The sequence below is a fragment of the Streptomyces sp. NPDC059743 genome (genome assembly GCF_042732975.1).
Classification (GTDB): domain Bacteria; phylum Actinomycetota; class Actinomycetes; order Streptomycetales; family Streptomycetaceae; genus Streptomyces.
In genome coordinates, this window is sequence record NZ_JBHWGS010000001.1 from 285199 (window position 1) to 303392 (window position 18194).

The 18194-nt window shown below is 69.7% G+C and carries 19 protein-coding genes and 1 pseudogene; 8 read left to right on the top strand and 12 right to left on the bottom strand.

What is annotated here, in order from left to right:
- Nucleotides 1-8: 8 nt before the first annotated feature.
- From ACFV6H_RS01245 to ACFV6H_RS01265, 5 genes and pseudogenes are all read right to left on the bottom strand, one after another.
- Nucleotides 9-2189, bottom strand: a complete 2181-nt coding sequence (locus tag ACFV6H_RS01245; protein WP_385537086.1) for a SpoIIE family protein phosphatase — start codon at nt 2187-2189, stop codon at nt 9-11.
- Between the two features lie 234 nt (nt 2190-2423).
- Nucleotides 2424-2495, bottom strand: a pseudogene (locus tag ACFV6H_RS01250) (site-specific integrase); the annotation flags it as partial.
- 55 nt (nt 2496-2550) lie between these two features.
- Nucleotides 2551-3750: an ATP-grasp peptide maturase system methyltransferase gene (gene tgmC, locus ACFV6H_RS01255; protein ID WP_385537089.1), complete on the bottom strand. Its 1200-nt coding sequence runs from the start codon at nt 3748-3750 to the stop codon at nt 2551-2553.
- Nucleotides 3728-4726, bottom strand: a complete 999-nt coding sequence (tgmB, locus tag ACFV6H_RS01260; protein WP_385537092.1) for an ATP-grasp ribosomal peptide maturase — start codon at nt 4724-4726, stop codon at nt 3728-3730. The genes tgmC and tgmB overlap by 23 nt, the downstream gene beginning before the upstream one ends.
- A 3-nt stretch (nt 4727-4729) precedes the next feature.
- Nucleotides 4730-4996, bottom strand: coding sequence for a putative ATP-grasp-modified RiPP (locus ACFV6H_RS01265; protein ID WP_384784813.1), 267 nt, complete (start codon nt 4994-4996; stop codon nt 4730-4732).
- 156 nt (nt 4997-5152) lie between these two features.
- On the opposite strand from ACFV6H_RS01265, the gene ACFV6H_RS01270 reads away from it, so the two are divergent.
- Together ACFV6H_RS01270 and ACFV6H_RS01275 are read left to right on the top strand one after the other, a co-directional pair.
- Nucleotides 5153-6520 (top strand): Tat pathway signal protein, encoded by a 1368-nt coding sequence (locus ACFV6H_RS01270; protein ID WP_385537096.1) that lies wholly within the window; start codon nt 5153-5155, stop codon nt 6518-6520.
- 13 nt (nt 6521-6533) lie between these two features.
- Nucleotides 6534-6827: a DUF6087 family protein gene (locus ACFV6H_RS01275; protein ID WP_385537099.1), complete on the top strand. Its 294-nt coding sequence runs from the start codon at nt 6534-6536 to the stop codon at nt 6825-6827.
- A 124-nt stretch (nt 6828-6951) separates the two neighbouring features.
- Here ACFV6H_RS01275 and ACFV6H_RS01280 read toward each other — a convergent pair whose 3' ends face one another.
- From ACFV6H_RS01280 to ACFV6H_RS01290, 3 genes are all read right to left on the bottom strand, one after another.
- Nucleotides 6952-7170 (bottom strand): DUF397 domain-containing protein, encoded by a 219-nt coding sequence (locus ACFV6H_RS01280; protein ID WP_385537102.1) that lies wholly within the window; start codon nt 7168-7170, stop codon nt 6952-6954.
- Between the two features lie 70 nt (nt 7171-7240).
- A complete protein-coding gene (locus tag ACFV6H_RS01285; protein WP_385537898.1) occupies nt 7241-7465 on the bottom strand; it encodes a DUF397 domain-containing protein in 225 nt (74 codons plus the stop codon).
- 4 nt (nt 7466-7469) lie between these two features.
- Nucleotides 7470-8297, bottom strand: coding sequence for a DUF5753 domain-containing protein (locus ACFV6H_RS01290; RefSeq protein ID WP_385537105.1), 828 nt, complete (start codon nt 8295-8297; stop codon nt 7470-7472).
- A gap of 416 nt (nt 8298-8713) precedes the next feature.
- On the opposite strand from ACFV6H_RS01290, the gene ACFV6H_RS01295 reads away from it, so the two are divergent.
- Both ACFV6H_RS01295 and ACFV6H_RS01300 read left to right on the top strand, forming a co-directional pair.
- Nucleotides 8714-9118, top strand: coding sequence for an ATP-binding protein (locus ACFV6H_RS01295; protein WP_385537901.1), 405 nt, complete (start codon nt 8714-8716; stop codon nt 9116-9118).
- Complete coding sequence (locus tag ACFV6H_RS01300) at nt 9115-9804, top strand: hypothetical protein (protein WP_385537904.1); 690 nt, start codon at nt 9115-9117, stop codon at nt 9802-9804. Before ACFV6H_RS01295 ends, ACFV6H_RS01300 begins: the two co-directional genes overlap by 4 nt.
- A 12-nt stretch (nt 9805-9816) precedes the next feature.
- Here ACFV6H_RS01300 and ACFV6H_RS01305 read toward each other — a convergent pair whose 3' ends face one another.
- The 4 genes from ACFV6H_RS01305 to ACFV6H_RS01320 form a co-directional block, all read right to left on the bottom strand.
- Nucleotides 9817-10389 (bottom strand): cob(I)yrinic acid a,c-diamide adenosyltransferase, encoded by a 573-nt coding sequence (locus ACFV6H_RS01305; RefSeq protein ID WP_093604021.1) that lies wholly within the window; start codon nt 10387-10389, stop codon nt 9817-9819.
- A gap of 200 nt (nt 10390-10589) precedes the next feature.
- A complete protein-coding gene (locus ACFV6H_RS01310) occupies nt 10590-11090 on the bottom strand; it encodes an SRPBCC domain-containing protein (RefSeq protein WP_384975884.1) in 501 nt (166 codons plus the stop codon).
- Nucleotides 11087-11407 carry an ArsR/SmtB family transcription factor gene (locus ACFV6H_RS01315; RefSeq protein ID WP_384784795.1) on the bottom strand — a complete coding sequence of 107 codons (321 nt, stop codon included), beginning with the start codon at nt 11405-11407 and terminating at the stop codon, nt 11087-11089. The genes ACFV6H_RS01310 and ACFV6H_RS01315 overlap by 4 nt, the downstream gene beginning before the upstream one ends.
- 112 nt (nt 11408-11519) lie before the next feature.
- Nucleotides 11520-12659, bottom strand: coding sequence for a serine hydrolase domain-containing protein (locus ACFV6H_RS01320; RefSeq protein ID WP_385537110.1), 1140 nt, complete (start codon nt 12657-12659; stop codon nt 11520-11522).
- A gap of 241 nt (nt 12660-12900) precedes the next feature.
- Here ACFV6H_RS01320 and ACFV6H_RS01325 point away from each other — a divergent pair, with 241 nt between their 5' ends.
- From ACFV6H_RS01325 to ACFV6H_RS01340, 4 genes are all read left to right on the top strand, one after another.
- Nucleotides 12901-13281 (top strand): MerR family transcriptional regulator, encoded by a 381-nt coding sequence (locus tag ACFV6H_RS01325; RefSeq protein ID WP_385537907.1) that lies wholly within the window; start codon nt 12901-12903, stop codon nt 13279-13281.
- A 226-nt stretch (nt 13282-13507) separates the two neighbouring features.
- Nucleotides 13508-14356 carry a 3-hydroxyacyl-CoA dehydrogenase family protein gene (locus ACFV6H_RS01330; protein WP_385537910.1) on the top strand — a complete coding sequence of 283 codons (849 nt, stop codon included), beginning with the start codon at nt 13508-13510 and terminating at the stop codon, nt 14354-14356.
- Nucleotides 14357-14544: 188 nt separating this feature from the next.
- Nucleotides 14545-14868: an STAS domain-containing protein gene (locus ACFV6H_RS01335; protein WP_066956508.1), complete on the top strand. Its 324-nt coding sequence runs from the start codon at nt 14545-14547 to the stop codon at nt 14866-14868.
- Nucleotides 14869-15079: 211 nt separating this feature from the next.
- On the top strand, nt 15080-18187 hold the full coding sequence (locus tag ACFV6H_RS01340; RefSeq protein ID WP_385537114.1) for an ATP-binding protein: 3108 nt from the start codon (nt 15080-15082) through the stop codon (nt 18185-18187).
- Nucleotides 18188-18194 lie beyond the last annotated feature (7 nt).

The window sequence follows — 18194 nt, forward strand, 5'->3', positions numbered from 1 at the left end:
CGCCCACCTCATCGGGCCAGTTGGGCGACTTTCATCAGCAGCAGCGCGATGTCGTCGCCGCCTCGCGCGGACTGCTGGATCCGACCGGCACACCGGACCAGCGTCTTCGCCAGCGCGTCCAGCGGCTCCGGGTCCTCTTCCGCCAGCCGGGCGGCGAGTTCGGCGATGGCGGTGTCCAGATCCGTGCCGGGTGTTTCGACGAGGCCGTCGGTGTAAAGGGCGAGTACGGCGCCGGCGGGCAGCGGGACTTCGGCGGTGCGGTACTCGGCCTCCGGCTCGATGCCGAGGAGAAGCCCGTTCGGTATGTCCAGGATCTCCGTACGCCCGTCGGGATGGCGCAGCACGGGCGGCAGATGCCCGGCCGCCGCGATACGGGCCCGGTGGTGCCGCAGGTCGAGATGGGCGTACAGGCAGCTGGTGAACAGGCTCGAACTCAGGTCGATCAGCAGCCGGTTGGTGCGCGCGAGCACCTCGTCCGGCGGCGCGCCCGCACTCGCGTGGGTGTGGACGGCCGTGCGGACCTGTCCCATGAGGGCGGCGGCGTTCACATTGTGGCCCTGTACGTCACCGATGACGGCCGCGGCCGAGGTGTCGTCCAGCCGGATCAGGTCGTAGAAGTCGCCGCCGATGTCCATGCCGCGGGTCGCCGGGAGATAGCGGGCGGCGACTTCGAGGCCGGGAATCCGCGGCAGGTCGTGCGGCAGCAGCGCGGCCTGCAAGCCTCGTGCGACCTGGTTCTCGGTGTCGAAAAGACGGGCCCGCTCCAGCGCCTGCGCCATCACTCCGCCCAGCGAGGTGAGACCGGCGCGTTCCTGCGGCGAGAAGGGATGCGGCTGGTCGTATCCGAGGACGCAGCAGCCGATCGTACGGCCGGAGGCGAACAGCGGCAGGTAGGCGAAGGCGGCCATTCTCCGGTACAGGTCGATGCATGGATAGGTGCGCCGGAGTTCCTCGTTGTTCGCGTAGAACGCGGGAGCGCCGGTCGCGATGGCCCGCAGGCTCGCGCCCTCCGCGGTCAACGGCAGGCCGTCGAAGTGCTCCGCGGCTTCCTGCGGGAAGCCGCGGGAGGCGACGACCTGGAGCCTTCCCTCATCGGCGGTGAGCACCGCCAGGCCCTGGACGCTGATGACGGGCATGATCTGGTGGGTGACCGCCTCGGCCACGTCCTTGACCCCGACGGCCTCGGTGAGGGCCGTGGACAGGTGCAGCAGATGGAAGAGGGCGCCCGGGCGGGCCTGCGCCGTGACCGGCGGAGTCAGGAACGGCTCGCGGTCGTGACCGGGTGCCTCGGTGGGCGTGATGCGGACGCTGATGCCGGTGGAGTCGGGGTAGAGGGTGAAGGCGAGCCAGTGGTCCGGGGGCCGCAGGGCGACGAAGGGCGTGGGAAGACGGCTGAACAGCGCCGCCAGGTACGAATTCTCGTACACCGGGTCGTTCAGCCAGGGCAGGGCTTCCCAGGGTCGGGCTCCCAGCAGCTCGTGGTGGCCGCGGCCGAGCAGTTCGGCGGCCTTGCCGTTGAGGAACGTGATACGGCCTTCGAGGTCCAGCGCACAGGTGCCTTCCGGAAAGCGCTCCGTCAGCTCGGCTCCGGGCTGTTCGTGCCGGGTGGGCGGCGGGCTCACCGCACGCAGCTCCGTGGGCCGCATCGGATGCCCGTCGTCCGCGGCCCGCCGCAGTAGGCGGCCGATCCGGCGGCGGGCCCCGTCGATCGCCCGCACCTCCCGGCGGGACAGCTCGGGAGCGTGCGTACCGGGCCACAACTGGAGCACGGCGCCCCAGCAGGTGGTGCCGGACGTCGTGGTGCCGGACGTCAGCGGTACGACGCTCATGGCGACGTGGTACGGCAGCGCGAGCGCGGTACGGGGAAAGCGCTGGGCCAGCTCCGCATGGCTCGCCACCCACACCGGCCGGCCCTCGCGCACCGCCTCGGCCACCGGGACGGGCGCGGCCAGCGCCACCCGGGTCCATGGACCGGCCACGTGCCGCGACACGCCGGTCACCACGGCCATGCGCAGCACCTGTTCCTCCGGCACGGGCAGATACAGGGCACCGATATGCGCACCGGTGTCCCGTACCAGCTCCGCCACGACACGCTCCACCTCTGCCGCGGTGCGGTCGTCGCCGTACTGACTGTGCCGGCCGTACTGGCCGTGCCGGCCGCACTTGCCGTACTCTCCCGGCTCTCCCACGCCTACGCCACCTCGGGCGCTGCGGAGGGAGCCGGGCGCGATCGCCGACGGAGGCGCTGTCCGGCGTCGGTCCGGATGCTCCGGACGCATCGAACATCGTACATATGTCGACGATAGCCCTCGAATGGGCTATTGACATCCGCGGGCGGTGCCTGTGGGGCGCTCCGCTGACGGAGGGTGACGGCCAGGTAACGGCGATGGAAGGCAAGTGGTGACCTCGAACCTGTCGTGATCATGCTCGTCCAGCAGCATGCGTGCCTGCCCGTACGACAGCCGGACCAGCCCGGTGTCAGGGCACACATACCGCAGCGGACCGCGCCGGAGTGGACGAGGCCGGGCGGCCAGCTCACGGGCGGAGCGGTCAGGAGCGGGGCAGGGACAGCTCCGGCATCCGTGGGTGGTGCACGTGCTGTTCGTTCTCGTGAACGTACAGGCGAAATGTCTCCGGCCCTGGACGGCCCGCGGCGTCATAGGCAGCCAGGACAGCCTCGACGCGGTCCCAAAGGCTAAGCGGGCCGCCCTGGCGCACCTCCCACCCGCCGTTGTGCGGGGTGAGCATGACGGCGGAGCCGGTGACGACGTCGACCAGGTGCACCACCTCGCCGATGGTGACCATCTGTGCGTCCGGTACGGCGCACTGGGCGAGGAACCGCAGATGGAATGCTTCCTCGGTGGAGGCCGTGATCCGCTCCGGGCCGTATCGGGCGGAACGCGCGGCCACTCGGAGACTGGTGGCCCAGTGGGCGGGGTTGCCGAACGAGGGAGCCGCGTGAGTACGGGCGGACATGAATGAGACGGTGCCGTCCAGCAACGGCCCCTCGGCGGTGCCATCACCGTCGACGGTCAGCAGAACGCGCGCGTAGCCGTAGAGCCAGCCGCTCAGGGTGAGCAGTATCTTCCCGCCGGGCCTGGTCTGCGCGGTCAGGGCCGGCGGTACGGCGCGGAAGGAGCAGGCCGCCACGATCCGGTCGACCGGTGCTTCGGGCCAGTAGCCGTACAGTCCGTCCGCCACCGCCAGGGTGGGGGTGTAGCCGCACCCGTGGAGCGCGGCGGCGGCCGTCTCCAGCCGACGGCCGTCGACGTCGATGGAGGTGACGGCGCCGGAGCCGAGACGTTCGCAAGCGAGAGCGGTGGAGTAGCCACTGCCGGTGCCGAGTTCAAGCACTGTGTGCCCTTCGGCAACGTCTGCGTCCGCCCACATCCGCACCACCAGGGACGGCAGAGTGGATGAGGAGGTCGGAGCCCCACCGTGCCTTACGGCGGGCTGCTTCCAGTCCGGCTCGTCACCGTCGAACTGTGTGATCAGCGTGGTGTCGGAGTATGAAGCGGCCAGCCACCGACCGTAGTCGAGTTCCGCGGTGACCGGCTCCCACACAGTCAGTCCGTGCTCGTCCTGCTGATCGGCGGGCAGGTAGAAGCCGGGCACGAAGCGGTGGCGGGGCACCGTCCTCACCGCCTGACGCCAGGCCGGATCGGCTGCGGAACCGGCCTTGGCGAGGGAGCTTGCCAGGGCCTCACGCCGGCGAGCCGCCTCGATTTCACGCTCGGCAGGCGTGGTCATGAACCGCCGCCTCCTTCCCGCTCAGGATGTTGGCGAACGCCTCGGTGATGGCCCCCGCGTCGGGAAGCCAGCCCCATTGGCCGTTCGGATTGCACTCGATCCAGATCCAGTGCTCCGGCTCGTCACCGTCGCCGGTGAGGGCGAAGTCGAAGCAGCCGAAGACCAGGCCGAAGGCGGCCAGGTAGCTGTGTAAAGCTGTCTCGACCGGGGTCGGCACAGTGATGGGGGCGTGCATCAGCTCGCTCCAGTCGCCACGGCGCCAGTCCAGCGAGCCGTCCGGTGCCGCGACCTGCTGGGCGAACACTTGGCGGCCGACAACAGTCACTCGGACGTCCCCGGTCTTCGGTACCTCGGCCTGGAACAGGTGCGCGGTCACCGCGAGCGCATCGTCAAAGGTGTCCGGAGCGACGCGCTGGGTCCAGAGTGCCCCAGCGCGGCCACCTTCGTCAGGGGGCAGGCCGCGGAAGGACTTGTAGACGACGGGGCCATGATCGACGGCGAAGTTCCTGGCGGTTTCGGCATCGTTGGTGACCAGGGTCGGCGGGATGGTGAACCCGAGCTGAGCGGCCATCCGGAGCTGGGCGGGCTTGAAATCGGCGCGGGTGACGGCTGCGGGGTGGTTGACGTACTGGGCACCCTCCAGGCTGCTCAAGAGGCCACCGAGGCCGTGCCGGGCTTCGGCGGTGGCGAAGTCGCGCTGCTGGACCGGCAGATGCGCGAACCGGGCGGTGTACGGGGTAGGGCGGCGGTAGTACACCGCCGCCACCTCCTCCAACTCCACCTCGCGGCTTGCCGTACGCAGCCTCCCGCTCCACGCCGGTGCCCCGACGCCGATGCGGGCACCGAAAGTCAGGCCTGACCCGATGTCGGCCGGGTCGACGCGCGCGACAGGAACCCCGCGTGTGTTGAGCGCGTTGATGACCAGATCGGCGGTGACGTCTTCCAGAGACGTGACGACCAGAACGAGGGGAGCCATCGGTCAGTCCGACTCGTAGTCGGTGGTGTTGTCGTCCTGGGTCTGCGGCTGCGGGTTCTGCCCGTCGCCGCCGCCGGACACCGAAGCGGTGCCCTTGGTCTTGGATGTGCCGTGTTTGCCCATCTCCACCACCTGGCCGGTGACATCGGTGTAGCGGGCGGTCTGCGTGGCCTCGTCCAGCGCCACCGCAGCGTACGACGGGGGGCCCACCGGCAGCCGGTCGGTCACCAGCCGCATCGCCCACGGAGCTTGAGGTACAAGCGTCGCCATGCGAGATCTCCGTCTCTTGTGTCCAGGGACAGCTGGTCGACTGTCCGTATCAGCAGGATCCGCCCACTTGCGGGGCCCCGGCCAGTACCGTAAGGGTCGCGAACCGTGGCGGAATTGCTACGCTCCGTGAAATTGCGTTGGGGAGGGCGAATACCGATGGCCGGCAGAAGCAGCAATCCGCATCTTGCGCTGTGGATCGGTGCGACCGGTCTGTCCCATGGCGAGCTCGCCCGCCGGGTTGCCGCCGAAGCGGTGCGCCAAGGTCATCGGCAGATTGCCCCGGACGCCACCCGCATCCGCCGCTGGATCGACGGCGAACGCCCTCGCCCGCCGGTTCCCGCCCTGCTCGCCGCTGTGCTCTCCGAGGCGGTCGGGCAGCCGCTCACTCCAGGTGATCTCGGCGTATCGGCACCCGGAGCGGTGCTGGATACGATCCAGGTACCGCTGTTGACCGAGGCAGCCGCCCAGACCTTGGCCGGATGGACCCGAATGGACCTGTTCATGGACCGCCGCGAGACTCTCAGGCTTGCCGTCGGAGCCCCGCTGATCCTGGCGGCTGAACGGATGCTCGGTGGCACCGCCCGGCCTTTGAACCGCGCCCGTCAAGGCTTCGACGCTGACATCGTCACCGCGCTGGAAGAGGTCACCGAGTTCTTCACCCACGCCGACGCCACCAAGGGCGGCGGCCTCTACCGGTCGGCGATCGTCGCCCAGCTCGCCGAGGTCGCACGTCGCATCCAAGTCGGTGTCCCGATCGGCCTGAAGGCCCGGATCTTCGCTGCGACTGCCGATCTGGCCGCGCTCGCAGGATGGGTGAGTCACGACTCCGGCAGGTACGCGACCGCTCAGCGCTATTGGAGCTACGGCATCTACGCGGCCGGTGAAGCAGGGCAACGCGATCGCGGGGTGGAGATCGTTACCCGTATGTCTCACCAGATGATCTATCTTGGCCGACCGGAGGACGCCCTCGGGCTCCTGGGCGTTGCCGCGGCCAAGGCCGAGCAGCCCGCCGTCAAGGCCCTGGTCGCCTCACAGACCGGGCGGGTGCACGCAGCTCTTGGCGACGAGCGCCAGGCCGAGACATATCTGGGCGCCGCCGACGAGCTCATGGCCGACGGCTTCAGCGAGCTGCCTGATTGGGTGGCGTACTTCGACGCGGCCGAGCATGCTGGCGCCCGCGCCGTATCCGCTCGCGATCTTGCCGTGCTCGGCCGCCCCCATCAGCCCGCGAGCACCCACTTCCACAACGCACTGGAGCTGCGGGCGCCCGGCTTCGACCGTGTCCGTGTCATGGACCGAGTCGGACTCGCAGCTGCGCTCTTCCACGAGGGCGATCCCGAGCAGGCGGCGGAGGCAGCCCGGCGCGCACTCGACGACGCCGCCCGCGTCGACTCCACGCTCGTGACCTCCCGGCTGAACACCCTCCTGGAGGCCGCCCGCCCGTACCGCACCTCCGCGGCCGACGAGGTACGTACTCGGGCGAAGGATCTTGCGGCCGCCCGGCCAACGGTGGTCACGGCCTGAGACCATCGGGACCATGGGCAAGCACCGCCGACCCGGCCCACCGAATCAGCCGTCCCGCGCTGTCCCGGCCGTCGACCCTGCCGATCCGCTCGCCGCGTATGAGAAGCGCCGTCGCGCGCCGCTGGACGGCGCGCGCCGTCACCGTCCCCTGCACGGCGGCGCCCGCCATCTCCACCCCCACGCCGCGAGGGTCCTGGAGGAGTGGACTGGTTTCGCGTACGAACCGGTCGGCACCGCCCCCGATCTCGCTGCGGCGCAGGAGTGGGTGGTTGAGCTCGACCCTGGCGTGACGGAGGGCGAGGAGTAGAAGTCACGCTGGACGGGCACGGGGTGGCAGCCGTTTACGAGATCTGGTCGGGTTGGCAGGGGCCCACCGCACCGTGGTGGAGAGGGCCACCACTTCGTCGGGAGTCCGGGCAGGAGGCCTGTGTTCAGGCGTTCGTAACGGCCGCGGCCGACCGTACGAGGTCGATGAACGCGGTCCACGTGGTGGCGGGGACCAGGAGTGTGGCGCTGGCCGCGTTCTTGGAGTCGCGGATGCCGACCCAGGGTGCCAGGTGCGCGATCTCTACGCAATTGTTGCCGGTGCCGTCGCTGTATGACGACTTGAACCAGGCTGCTTCTTCGGGCTTGGGCTGTCGGCTCGTCACCCTTCAGACGGTACGAGCGTGGCGGCCCTCCGCACTATGGGGAAAGCCGCCACTTCGTTGGGAGTTGCGTTCAGTTGTGTGTGGAGCGCACGAACTCGATGAAGGCGGTCCAGCCCTGCGAGGTGGTGGTCAGGGCGGGGCCGCGCTTGTTCTTGGAGTCGCGGATACCGATCTGGGACCGCGAGGCGGTCAGGTCGGCGATCTCCACGCAGCTATTGCCGGTGCCGCCGCTGTACGACGACTTGTACCAGGCGTCTTCCGGTGCCAGCTCTGCGGCTGTGATGTGAGTGTTAATGGCCCTACAACTCTCTCGCTAGTCGTTGCATGAACTCTGGTGTGTCCTCGGGAGGGAGCGCCGAGGCAATCATGGTGTTGAACCGTCGGGTGAACCGCGCCACCTCCTTGGGCTTGTCCGAGGTCGAGACGGCGCCCCAGGAAGTGTCGACCTGCACCATGGGCGGCAATCCGTCCACCAGGTCAAGGATGGCGAGGTCGCTACTCGCCCGGTACCCCCGGCTGTTGAGAGGAAGCACCTGAATTTTGACATGGTCGAGCTTGGACAGCCGCGTGATTTCTTCGTACTGGTCCAGCATCACCTCTCGACCGCCAACGGCATACCGCAGAGCCGCTTCTCCCAGGATCGCCCAGAGCTTGACCGGTCGCGGTTCACGGTCCAGAACCCGCCTCTTGCGCTCCATGCGCAGCGCCACGTTGTGGCGGACGAACTCGCTTGTTGTCTCCTCGACCGGCTTCTCGATCTCGAAGATCGCCTTGGCGTAATCCTCGGTCTGGAGCAGGCCATGGACCACCGCCGGGTGGTAGATCCGGATGTCCTGTGCCTCCGCCTCGATACCGACGAAGCCCTGCATGGCGGGCTGCATATGGCTGCGGTATCGCGTCACCCAATCCTGGCTGGTCGCATCGCGGTTCAGCTCGACCAGTTGATCGATGACCTCCGGATCGTCCACGCCGTACTTCTCCAGCAGTTTGCGCAGATCGCCGGTGTTGCGGAAGCTCAGACCTCCGGTTTCGATGCGCTGGAGAGCGGCTTCGGAGAGCTTCGTTCCCTGGACGGCCACCTTGCGGGGCATCGGTTTGCCGTTGTCCATGAAGATGCTCTCGCGCATCTGCCTTAACTGGAGGCCCAGTTCGAGGCGCCTTCCGGTTGCCCCACGCTTTGCTGCCACTGTGATCCCTCGCTGTGTCTCTGTGCTGATCAGATGTCGCTGTGTGCAGAGTGTTACACCACGTGTACGTCCCTCGCATCCCTTCTTGCAGGTTTGGGCATAGTCCAATTTGATCTGCTCTGAATTTTCGAAGCAGATTCGATTGCAGGTGAATGGTCGCTCCCGACAGGGTAGTTGAGCAGCGCCAATGGGTGCGCTGACGATCTGTCAGTACGACTAGCCGTGGAGGACCGGCCATGACTCTCAGAGCACGCGTACACGCATACGAAGATCTCACTCGGACGGGACCCGGTTCGGACGGATTTGCGGGATGGGAGTTCACCATCGAGCGAGCCCCACGGCCCGCTCGGACCGGGATGGCCGACGGCGACGCGCGGTGGCCCGGGCAGGTGCGGCGGGCTGGGGTTGCTCGGGTTCGGGCGTGGGGGCTTGGTGAACTTGCCGGGGACGTCGGGCTGTTGCTCAGTGAGCTGGTCACCAACGCGCTGCGGTACGGGCGTGGCGATCAGGTAGGCGTACGGCTCCGGCTCACCGGGCTCGGGATGCTCCGGATCGAGGTGGACGACGGATCTCCCGTACCGGCTCGTATCCGTACCGCCCGTCAGGGCGACGAGGGCGGGCGCGGGCTGCTCGTGGTCGACGCCGTCGTCGCCGAGCGCGGCGGGGACTGGGGTGTGAGCGGCGACGGTACGAAGACCTGGTGCTCGATTCCCGTCCGGGCGGCGGCGACGGCGACAACGACGGCGGTGGCGCACCGATGAGCCGAATCCGAATCCCCGAGGGCGCCCGAATCCCCGAGGGCGTCGGGGACGTACCGCCGCGCCGGCCGGAGACCGTTCCGTACATCACCGCCTGGAGCGCCGAACGGGCACCGGCCCCGATCGTGACGGGCCGTCCGCGCGTGGGCGTCGCGTACGAGGACGAGGACCTGTTCGACCGCGACGGAGAAGGCGTCCTGTGGACCCGGGCCCTGTCGAGACCGGGACAGGGACGGCCCGAGTTCGGCGATGTCCATCCGCTGCGTCAGCGCCGGGCCATGCGCAGACTGCTGTGCCAGGTCTGCGGCGGGCCCGCCGACCGTAACGAGCAGGGCGTGCTGTGGCTGCTCGGCGATCACCGCGAGGACTGGCCCGGCTGGCCGGAGAACATGGCCGCGACGCATCCGCCCGTCTGTCTGCCCTGCGCCGGGCAGTCGGTCCGGGCCTGCCCGCATCTGGGCCGCGGGTTCGTCGCCGTACGCGTGAAAAGCCCACGGGTCAGCGGCGTGTACGGCGCCCGGTACCACCCGGCGAACCCCTTCGACGGGCCGGTCGAGGACGTCGTCAAGGCCTACGGTGACTGCGGAATCCGCTGGGTGGTCGCCTCGCAGCTCGCGATGGAGCTGCGCGACTGTACGTTCGTGGATCTCGAAGCGGAGCTTGCCGCTGCTGCTGCCCGGAAACGGTGACGGCCGGCCGTCTCAGCGGTCGCCGCCCGGGACCCAGAGCACGTCCCCGACCTCCTTGTTCGCCACGCGGGCAAGGATGAAGAGAAGGTCGGAGAGACGGTTCAGATAGGTCGCCGTCAGGGCGTTCATGGTCTCGCCGTGCACCTCCAGCGCCGCCCAGGTGGAGCGCTCGGCGCGGCGTACGACCGTACAGGCCTGGTGCAACAGGGCCGCGCCCGGTGTGCCGCCGGGCAGGATGAAACTGCGCAGCTTGTCGAGCTGCTCCAGGAAACGGTCGCAGTCCGCCTCCAGCTTGTCGATGTACGACTGCTCGACCCGCAGCGGCGGGAACTCGGGCTTCTCCACCACCGGCGTCGACAGATCCGCGCCCACGTCGAAGAGGTCGTTCTGGACCCGGACGAGGACCTTCACCAGCTCCTCGGGAAGCCCGCCCAGCGCGATCGCCGTACCGATGACGGCATTGGCCTCGTTGGCGTCGGCGTACGCGGCGATCCGCACATCGGTCTTGGCGGTACGGCTCATATCGCCGAGCGCGGTCGTGCCCTTGTCGCCGGTGCGGGTGTAGATACGCGTCAGATTGACCATACGGCCAGCCTAGATCCTGCCCGGACCGCCCGGACCGCCCGGACTGTCTCCGGGCGGCTGTCGGGTACGGCCGAGGCCGGCGCCTGTCGGGGACGCCGGCCTCGGTGCGCGAGCAGGTGCGTACGGCAGGGCGTACGGCAAGTGCGTACGGTACGGGCGTGCCCGGCGCGCCCCGCCGACTCGCGGCCGGCTCGCGCCGCTCAGCCCGCCATCGGCTTGCCCGTCTCCAGCAGCGACTTGAGGTCGCTCAGCACCATCGCCCAGCCGCCGCCCGTCTCCTTGATCTCACCGGCGACCTGCGCCGCGTGGACCGGCGCGCCCGCGACATCGTGCGTCACAGTGAGCTTGGTGACGCCTCCGTACGGCTCTTCCTCGATCTCGTAGGTGAGCCGCGTGAACGGTTCGGCCGCCAGCGCGGGCGAGAAGAGCATGCGGTACGTCTGGACGAGCCGGTGCGGAGGTTCGGCCTCGATGATCTCGCCCTCGATGATCTGCTCCGCCGCGCCGTGCTGACGCATCTCGTCGCTCGACAGCACCCGGTACGCACCGCCCGCGCGCAGGTCGAACTCGCCCACGCAGCGGTAGCCGTACTTCGCGTTCCACTCCGGCTCGGTGATCGCGTCCCAGACCGCCTGAGGTGTCGCCTTGATGTAGACCTGGTGGATCTGGACGGTCGTGGTCTTCTCGGCCGTGGCTGTCATGTGTTCCCCTCCAGCTCGTTCTTGAGCTCAGCGAGCGCCGTCACCTGGCGCTCGGTGTACTTGTCGATCCACCGGTCGTGGATCAACCGGATCGGTACGGGATTCAGGAAGTGCAGCTTCTCCCGGCCCGATCTGCGCGTGACGACAAGTCCCGCCTCCTCCAGCACCTTCAGGTGTTTCATCGCTCCGTACCGCGTCATCTCCAGCTCGGACTCCAGCTCGGTCAACGTGCGCCCGTCACGCGCGAAGAGCAGGTCCAGCAGAAAACGACGCGTCGGATCAGCCAGCGCCTTGAAGACACGGTCGTCGTCGCTCACAGCTCCAGGATAGGTGACCAAAAGGTCACATGTAAAGCCAAGAGGCGCCGTTCCCGGTCGGCAGGGGCTGTGACGGGGCGGGGCGCCTGCGCGCTCGGACGTTGCCGTGCCGCTACGGAAGGTGGTCGTAGACGGCCTGTACGTAGGCGGCGCTGCGGTCGGAACCGAGGATGCCGGGCGCCATCTTGTTCATCATGTAGGAGATGGTCATGCGCCGGTCGAGGTCCATGATGATCATCGATCCGCCCCAGCCGCCCCAGAAGCAGATCCGCCCGTCGGGGATCCAGGGGAGCGTGTCCCGCCGAGGCAGCGCGTAGCCGATGCCCCAGCGGAGAGGGAGTCCGTTGACGAGGTCGATACCGTCCGCCTGTACGTCGAAGACGAGGTCGATCGTCCTCTCGCCGAGCAGCCGGACGCCGTCGACCTCGCCGCCACGGGCGAGCACGGAGAGGATCCGGGCGACGGAGCGGGCGTTGCCGTGGCCGTTCGCCGCCCCTATGTCGGCGGCCCGCCAGCCCGGGGTGTTGGCCACGTCCGCGGTGACCGACGGCCCGGTCAGCGTCCTGTAGGCGGGGCTGTCCTTCCCCAGGGCCTCCAGGTCGAAGGGCAGCGGGGGCGGCGGAACGACGTCCGCGATCCGGCTCCGGTCCCGCTCGGCCGCCCCGATCCGGAAGTCCGCGCCCAGAGGACCCGCGATCTCCTCGGCGACGAATTCCTTGAGGGGCCGGCCGCTGACCCGGCGGACGAGCTCACCGATCAAGTGCCCGAAGCTGAAGAGGTGGTAGCCCGACGCCGTGCCCGGTGCCCACCACGGCGCTTGAGCTGCCATACGGGCGGCGGCTCTCTCCGTGTCGTAGAGATCCTCGATCGTGGCAGGCTGGTCGAGACCGGAGACGCCGGAGGTGTGCGAGAGCAGATGACGGACTTCGACATCCTGCTTGCCGTTGGCGCCGAACTCGGGCCAGTACCGGGCCACCGGCGCGTGGACGTCAAGGTCCCCGCGGTCGACGAGCATGAGCGCGGCGAGGCTGGTGACGGTCTTCGTCACCGACCACACATTGGTGATGGTGTGCTCGTCCCACGCGACGGTCCGGGCGGGGTCCCGGAATCCGCCCCAGAGGTCGATGACGCGCTCACCGTCGATGTCGACCACCAGCGAGGCGCCCAGTTCCTTGCCGGAGTCGAGGTTGCGCCGCAAGGCGGCGCGCGTGGCATGGAAACGGGGCTCGTACGTGCCGTGGAGTTCGGTCATGATCGGTGTCTCTCTCGTGCGTTGTGCTCGTGCGTCGTATTCGTACGGTGTGTTCGTTCGTACGGCGTGTTCGTACGGTGCGTTCGTGCGCCGTGCGCGGTGTGGGGAGCCGGCTTGTTGCTCAGCCGCTTCGCCAGTCTGAAACCATCACATCGGTGTGAAGGTCAAGCGCCGCGGGCCAGGGCCGCCACCGGCCCCGATGTCATACGCTCGACCGGATGTGGATTCGGAGAGCTGCCTGATGCGGATCGGAGAGCTGGCGGAGCGCACCGGCACGTCCCGGCGGCTGCTGCGCTATTACGAGGAGCAGCGGCTGATCGCGCCCGGCCGCTCCCCGAACGGCTACCGCGAGTACGACGAGTCGCTCGTGGGGCGGGTGCTTCAGATCAGAGGACTGCTCGACGCCGGACTGCCGACCCGGGTCATCCAGCAGATCCTGCCGTGCCTCGAAGCGCCCAGGGACATCCATTTCTCCGGTGTGACGCCGGAGACGATCGCCATCCTGGAACGCGAACGCGACCGGATGTCCGAACGCATCCAGTGTCTGACCCGCAACAGGGACGCCATCGCCGACTACCTCGACGCGCTGCGCGGCGCCGGGCGCACGGCGGACACGTCCTAGGGACAGCGGACACGTCCTAGGGACAGCAGGTGCTCAAGAGGTGCTCAAGTACGCGGTCCGCGGAGCCTGATGGACCGCCCTGGTGTGATGTCCGTCATCTGAGACGTGACGCGCATCTCTTCGCCGTCACACGGCCCGCCACGAGCGCTAACCTCCGGCAGAGCACTCGAATGTAAACAGGCGTTAAGGCTCAAAGAAGAGCCGAAGAAGAATCGTGGGGTGTGACGTGGCCGGGAAGCTCGCCGTCATCGGGGCCGGACTCATGGGGTCCGGGATCGCGCAGGTCTCCGCGCAGGCGGGCTGGGACGTGGTGCTGCGGGATGTGACCGACGCGGCGCTGGCGCGTGGGATCGACGGTATCAAGGGCTCGTTCGCGCGGTTCGTCGCCAAGGGCAAGCTCGAAGAGGCCGACGCGGACGCGGCGCTCGCCCGGATCACCACGACCACCGATCTGGACGCCGTCGGCGACGCGGACATCGTCGTCGAGGCGGTGTTCGAGAAGCTCGACGTCAAGCACGAGATCTTCCGCGCGCTCGACAAGCTCGTACGGGACGACACCGTCCTCGCCTCCAACACCTCGGCCATCCCGATCACCAAGATCGCGGCGGCCACCGCGCGCCCGGAGCGTGTCGTCGGTACGCACTTCTTCTCTCCAGTGCCGATGATGCGGCTCTGCGAGCTGGTACGCGGCTACAAGACCAGTGACGAAACCCTGGCCACCGCCCGCGAGTTCGCCGAATCGGTGGGCAAGACCTGCATCGTCGTCAACCGCGATGTGGCAGGCTTTGTGACCACACGACTGATCTCCGCGCTCGTGGTCGAGGCCGCCAAGCTCTACGAGTCGGGCGTCGCGTCCGCCGAGGACATCGACACCGCCTGCAAGCTCGGGTTCGGTCACGCCATGGGGCCGCTCGCCACCGCCGACCTGACCGGTGTCGACATCCTCCTCCACGCGACCGGCAACATCTACACCGAGTCGCAGGACGAGAAGTTCGCCCCGCCGGAGCTGATGCGCCGGATGGTGGACGCGGGTGACATCGGCCGCAAGAGCGGGCAGGGGTTCTACAAGCACTGAGTTCTGCAAGCACCGAGCCACCAGCCGAGAGCCGGGCGCTGAGCCGCGTCAAGCCGTTTCGGTATCACCCCACAGGGTGATTTTGGTATCGGTTCGCTTACAGACGGCAACTTCTCCGCACGCGCGGCAGTCAGTTGTTGGAAGACAGAACAGACACGGAGTACGGAAGCACTCATCGGGGAGCGCATATGCACATCAGGGGCGACCACGCCGAGCTGGTCGTCGGGGGCCGCCTCGACGTCCGCAGCGCGGCGGACGCCCGTACGGTCCTGCACTCGGCCGTCGACGACGGAGCCGGCGATCTGGTGCTCGACCTGACCGAACTGGACTCCTGGGACGCCACCGGACTCGGCGTCATCATGGGAGCCCACCGACGCGCCGGGCGGTGCGGTCGCAGACTTGTGCTGCGCGGCGTCCCGCCGCAGATGCAGCGGCTGCTCGTGGCCACCCGATTGCACCGCATTCTCGCCATCGAGGGCGGAATCGCCGCAGAGTCGCTGCCGAGGGTCTGACCGGGCCGGACCTCGCAATCCTCATGAGACCGTGATGTCTTGGACGGGGTGGTACCCCGGCTGTTCACGGATACTGTGCGGAGGTCTAGGGTTCGGCCGTCTGCCGATGACCGACCCATGGAGCAGATACCGGACCAGAAGCGACAGATGGGCGTGCGAGGCCGGGGGCAGCGGCACGCCACGATCTGGGGGGCTTTTCACCATGGACCCGATGAGCCGGGGACCGGAAGAATACGGCCACGACAACGAGCGGTTCGACGACGGGCGTCCCGACGGCGGGCATCACGATGGTGCGCGCACCGACGGTACGAGCGCCGACGGCCCGCGATCCGACGGCCCGCGATCCGACGGCCCGCGATCCGACGGCAGGCGTTACGGCGAGGACAGCTTCGGCGGCGAACGCACCGGTAACGAGCCCGTAGACAGCGCGCAATACGACAGCCCGCGCGATGTCCCGCACGACAGCCCGCAGGACAGTCCACGCTACGACGACGGCCGCGTGGCGGACGGGCGTTACGAGGACGAGCGCGTGGACGAGGGACGTTACGAGGACGGGCGTTACGAGGATGTCCGCGCCGACGGCAGCTCGTACAACGGCGGCCAATACAGCGACGGCTCGTACAGCGGCGACGGCTCGTACATCAGCGACAGCCGTCACGACGACGGTTCGTACGACAACGGTCGTCACGACGACGCCCCGTACAACGACAGCCGCCGCGACGACGCCCCGTACGACAACAACCGTCACGACGACAACCCGTACACCGATGAACGTCCCGCCGACAGCCCCGAGTCACGGCGCCCGCCCCGCGTCGAGATCACTCCCGCCATCACCGCGGCCCTCGCGCCCAAGCCCGCGCCCGTCCCGCCCCCGGCGACCGCCCTCGGCCATCTCAAGGGCTCCGGATCCGCCACGCCCTCGCCCGCCCGTACGGTCCAGCTCGTCTCGGGCGACCTCCTGCTGACCGTCAATCCCGTCGACGGCAGTGAGATCGAGCTCTGCCCGCCGGGCCGCAGGCCCGCCGCGCCCGCCCGGCGCACCGCTGAGGAGCGCGCCGCGCTCCAACGCGCGGGCCGGCCGCCCGTACCGCCGGGCCCTGCCGCGCCACCGCTCCCGCTGCTGGAGCGCGCCGAGGAACGCGCGCGGCTGGCCGGGCTGCTGGGCCGTGGCCGCTCGGTCTATCTCACCGGGCCCGCCGGCTCGGGCCGTACCGCGCTGCTCGAAGCCGTCGCGGCGGACTGCGCGAACCTCGCGCCCGACGGAGTCGTACGTCTCTCCGGCCACCACCGCACCGGTACCGAGCTGCTCCACGAGCTGTACTCCGCCGTATACAAGGCGGCCCTCCGGCGGCCCGACCGTACGGAACTGCTCGCTCTCGTCCAGGACATCGGCGCGGTCGTCGTCCTGGACGATCTGGAGCTGGGCGGCGAGGCGCTGGACGAACTGCTGGGCGCGACGCCCGAGTGTGCCTATCTGCTCGCTCCGGTCCCGGGCGCCGACGCGCCGTCGGCCGACGCGCGTCTGGACGAGGTCGCCCTCGGCGGGCTCGGCCGCGGCACCTCGCTGGAACTGCTGGAGCGCGCCGTCGAGCGCCCGCTCACCGACGAGGAGGCGAACTGGTCGGGCGACCTCTGGTTCGAGTCCGAGGGCCTGCCTCTGCGCTTCGTACAGGCCGGTGCGCTGCTGCGCCAGCGCGACCAGCTCCGTGGCGGCCCCGGGGCCTTCGACGAGTTCGAGCCCTTCGAACCGTCCATCGGTGAGACGCCGGTCAGTACGCCCGACGGATACGACATACCTCTGCCCAGCCTCGGCGAGGGCGCCGCGCCCGCGGCCCTGCTCGCCTCCCGGCTCAGCGAGGCCGCCCGCGCCACCCTGCGCTTCGCGGTCGCGCTCGGCGGCGAGGTGCCGCACCAGGCGCATCTGCCGGCCCTGGTGGGCGACACCCACGCGGACGCCGCGCTCGGCGAGCTGATGAGCTGCGGGCTGCTCACACCGGTCGGCGCGCGCTACCGGCTCGCCACCGGTGTCGTCGCGCAGCTGGAGGCGAAGGGATACGGCGACGACGCCGTCGCCCACGCGCACACCGCCGCACAGCACTACGCCTGGTGGACCGGGCATCCCTCGGTCACTCCCGAGCGCGCCGCCGCCGAGGCGGACGCCATACTCGCCGCGCTGGGCCCGCTGGTGCCCGGCCAGGAGTCCGGTCACGCGAGCGCCGCCGTACTGCTGGCGCGCAGCGCCGCGCCCGCCTTCCTTGCGGGCCTGCACTGGGGCGCGTGGGAGCGGGCCCTGCGGACCGGCTCCGAGGCCGCGAGGCTCGCCGGAGAGGTCGCGGAAGAGGCGTACTTCCACCATGAGCTGGGCGTGCTCGCGCTCTGTGTCGGGAATCTCGACCGGGCCCGCGCCGAGCTGGAGGCGTCGATCGGTATGCGCGGCGCTGTCGCCGACAAGATCGGCACGGTCGCGGGCCGTCGCGCGCTGGCGCTGGTCGCGGACCGCGAGGACCCGCCGCACGGCGGACGCGCGCCCGCGGGCGAGGGTGCCGCGCTCGTACGGTACGAAGGGCCGCCGCCGCTCACCTCCACACCGGCGCTGGGCTCGCCACGGCCCGCGCTGCCGGGACCGTCCGGGACCGGCGTGGGCACCGGAGCGAGTACGCCTCTGGTGACCAGGCGGGACACTCCCGTACCCACCGCGTCCGGACCTCACTACTCCGCTCCCAAGGCCCCGGCACACGGCCGCCGTCCGGCGTTCGGCGGCGCCCGGCGCAATCTGGTCGCGGCGGGCGCGGGCGCGGTGCTCGCGGCCGTCCTGGGCACGGTGGTGACGCTGGGCGCGACCTCCGGCAACGGCACCTCGCAGCCGGACCGCGTCAGCACGGAACCGTCCACGGATCCGGAGGAGGGCGACAGCGGTCTGACGGCCGACCAGCCCGCCGCCGACACGACCCGCAGCCCGGGCGGCGGCCGTACGGAACAGGGCGCGCCCGCGGCCAGCCCGACGGACAGCGGTACGCCTTCGGGTACGGCGTCGGCCTCCGACAGTCCCACGGGCAGCGGTTCGACTCCCGGTGGCGGCGGTTCGTCCTCCACACCGGGCAAGACGCCGAAGCCGCCGACCAAGCCGTCGACGCCACCGACCACCGGCACTTCGAGCACCCCGTCGACCCCGCCGACGACGCCCACGGGCACACCGTCGTCGGAGACGCCCTCGGAGAGCTCCTCCGCACCGCCACCGCCCGCGACGGCCAGCGACATGTCCCCAAGCCTCAGCGCAGGCGCCCCAGAGCCCGCCACCAGCACGGACACGCCTATCTGACGCCTCG

Coding starts and splice junctions, on each gene's coding strand:
- ACFV6H_RS01265 (WP_384784813.1), bottom strand. CDS start 4,996: ATGGCGACGCTTGTACCTCAAGCTCCGTGGGCGATGCGGCTGGTGACC.
- tgmC (WP_385537089.1), bottom strand. CDS start 3,750: ATGACCACGCCTGCCGAGCGTGAAATCGAGGCGGCTCGCCGGCGTGAG.
- ACFV6H_RS01300 (WP_385537904.1), top strand. CDS start 9,115: ATGAGCCGAATCCGAATCCCCGAGGGCGCCCGAATCCCCGAGGGCGTC.
- ACFV6H_RS01290 (WP_385537105.1), bottom strand. CDS start 8,297: ATGCGCGAGAGCATCTTCATGGACAACGGCAAACCGATGCCCCGCAAG.
- ACFV6H_RS01275 (WP_385537099.1), top strand. CDS start 6,534: ATGGGCAAGCACCGCCGACCCGGCCCACCGAATCAGCCGTCCCGCGCT.
- ACFV6H_RS01295 (WP_385537901.1), top strand. CDS start 8,714: ATGGCCGACGGCGACGCGCGGTGGCCCGGGCAGGTGCGGCGGGCTGGG.
- ACFV6H_RS01270 (WP_385537096.1), top strand. CDS start 5,153: ATGGCCGGCAGAAGCAGCAATCCGCATCTTGCGCTGTGGATCGGTGCG.
- ACFV6H_RS01320 (WP_385537110.1), bottom strand. CDS start 12,659: ATGACCGAACTCCACGGCACGTACGAGCCCCGTTTCCATGCCACGCGC.
- ACFV6H_RS01325 (WP_385537907.1), top strand. CDS start 12,901: ATGCGGATCGGAGAGCTGGCGGAGCGCACCGGCACGTCCCGGCGGCTG.
- ACFV6H_RS01305 (WP_093604021.1), bottom strand. CDS start 10,389: ATGGTCAATCTGACGCGTATCTACACCCGCACCGGCGACAAGGGCACG.
- ACFV6H_RS01340 (WP_385537114.1), top strand. CDS start 15,080: ATGAGCCGGGGACCGGAAGAATACGGCCACGACAACGAGCGGTTCGAC.
- ACFV6H_RS01335 (WP_066956508.1), top strand. CDS start 14,545: ATGCACATCAGGGGCGACCACGCCGAGCTGGTCGTCGGGGGCCGCCTC.
- tgmB (WP_385537092.1), bottom strand. CDS start 4,726: ATGGCTCCCCTCGTTCTGGTCGTCACGTCTCTGGAAGACGTCACCGCC.
- ACFV6H_RS01310 (WP_384975884.1), bottom strand. CDS start 11,090: ATGACAGCCACGGCCGAGAAGACCACGACCGTCCAGATCCACCAGGTC.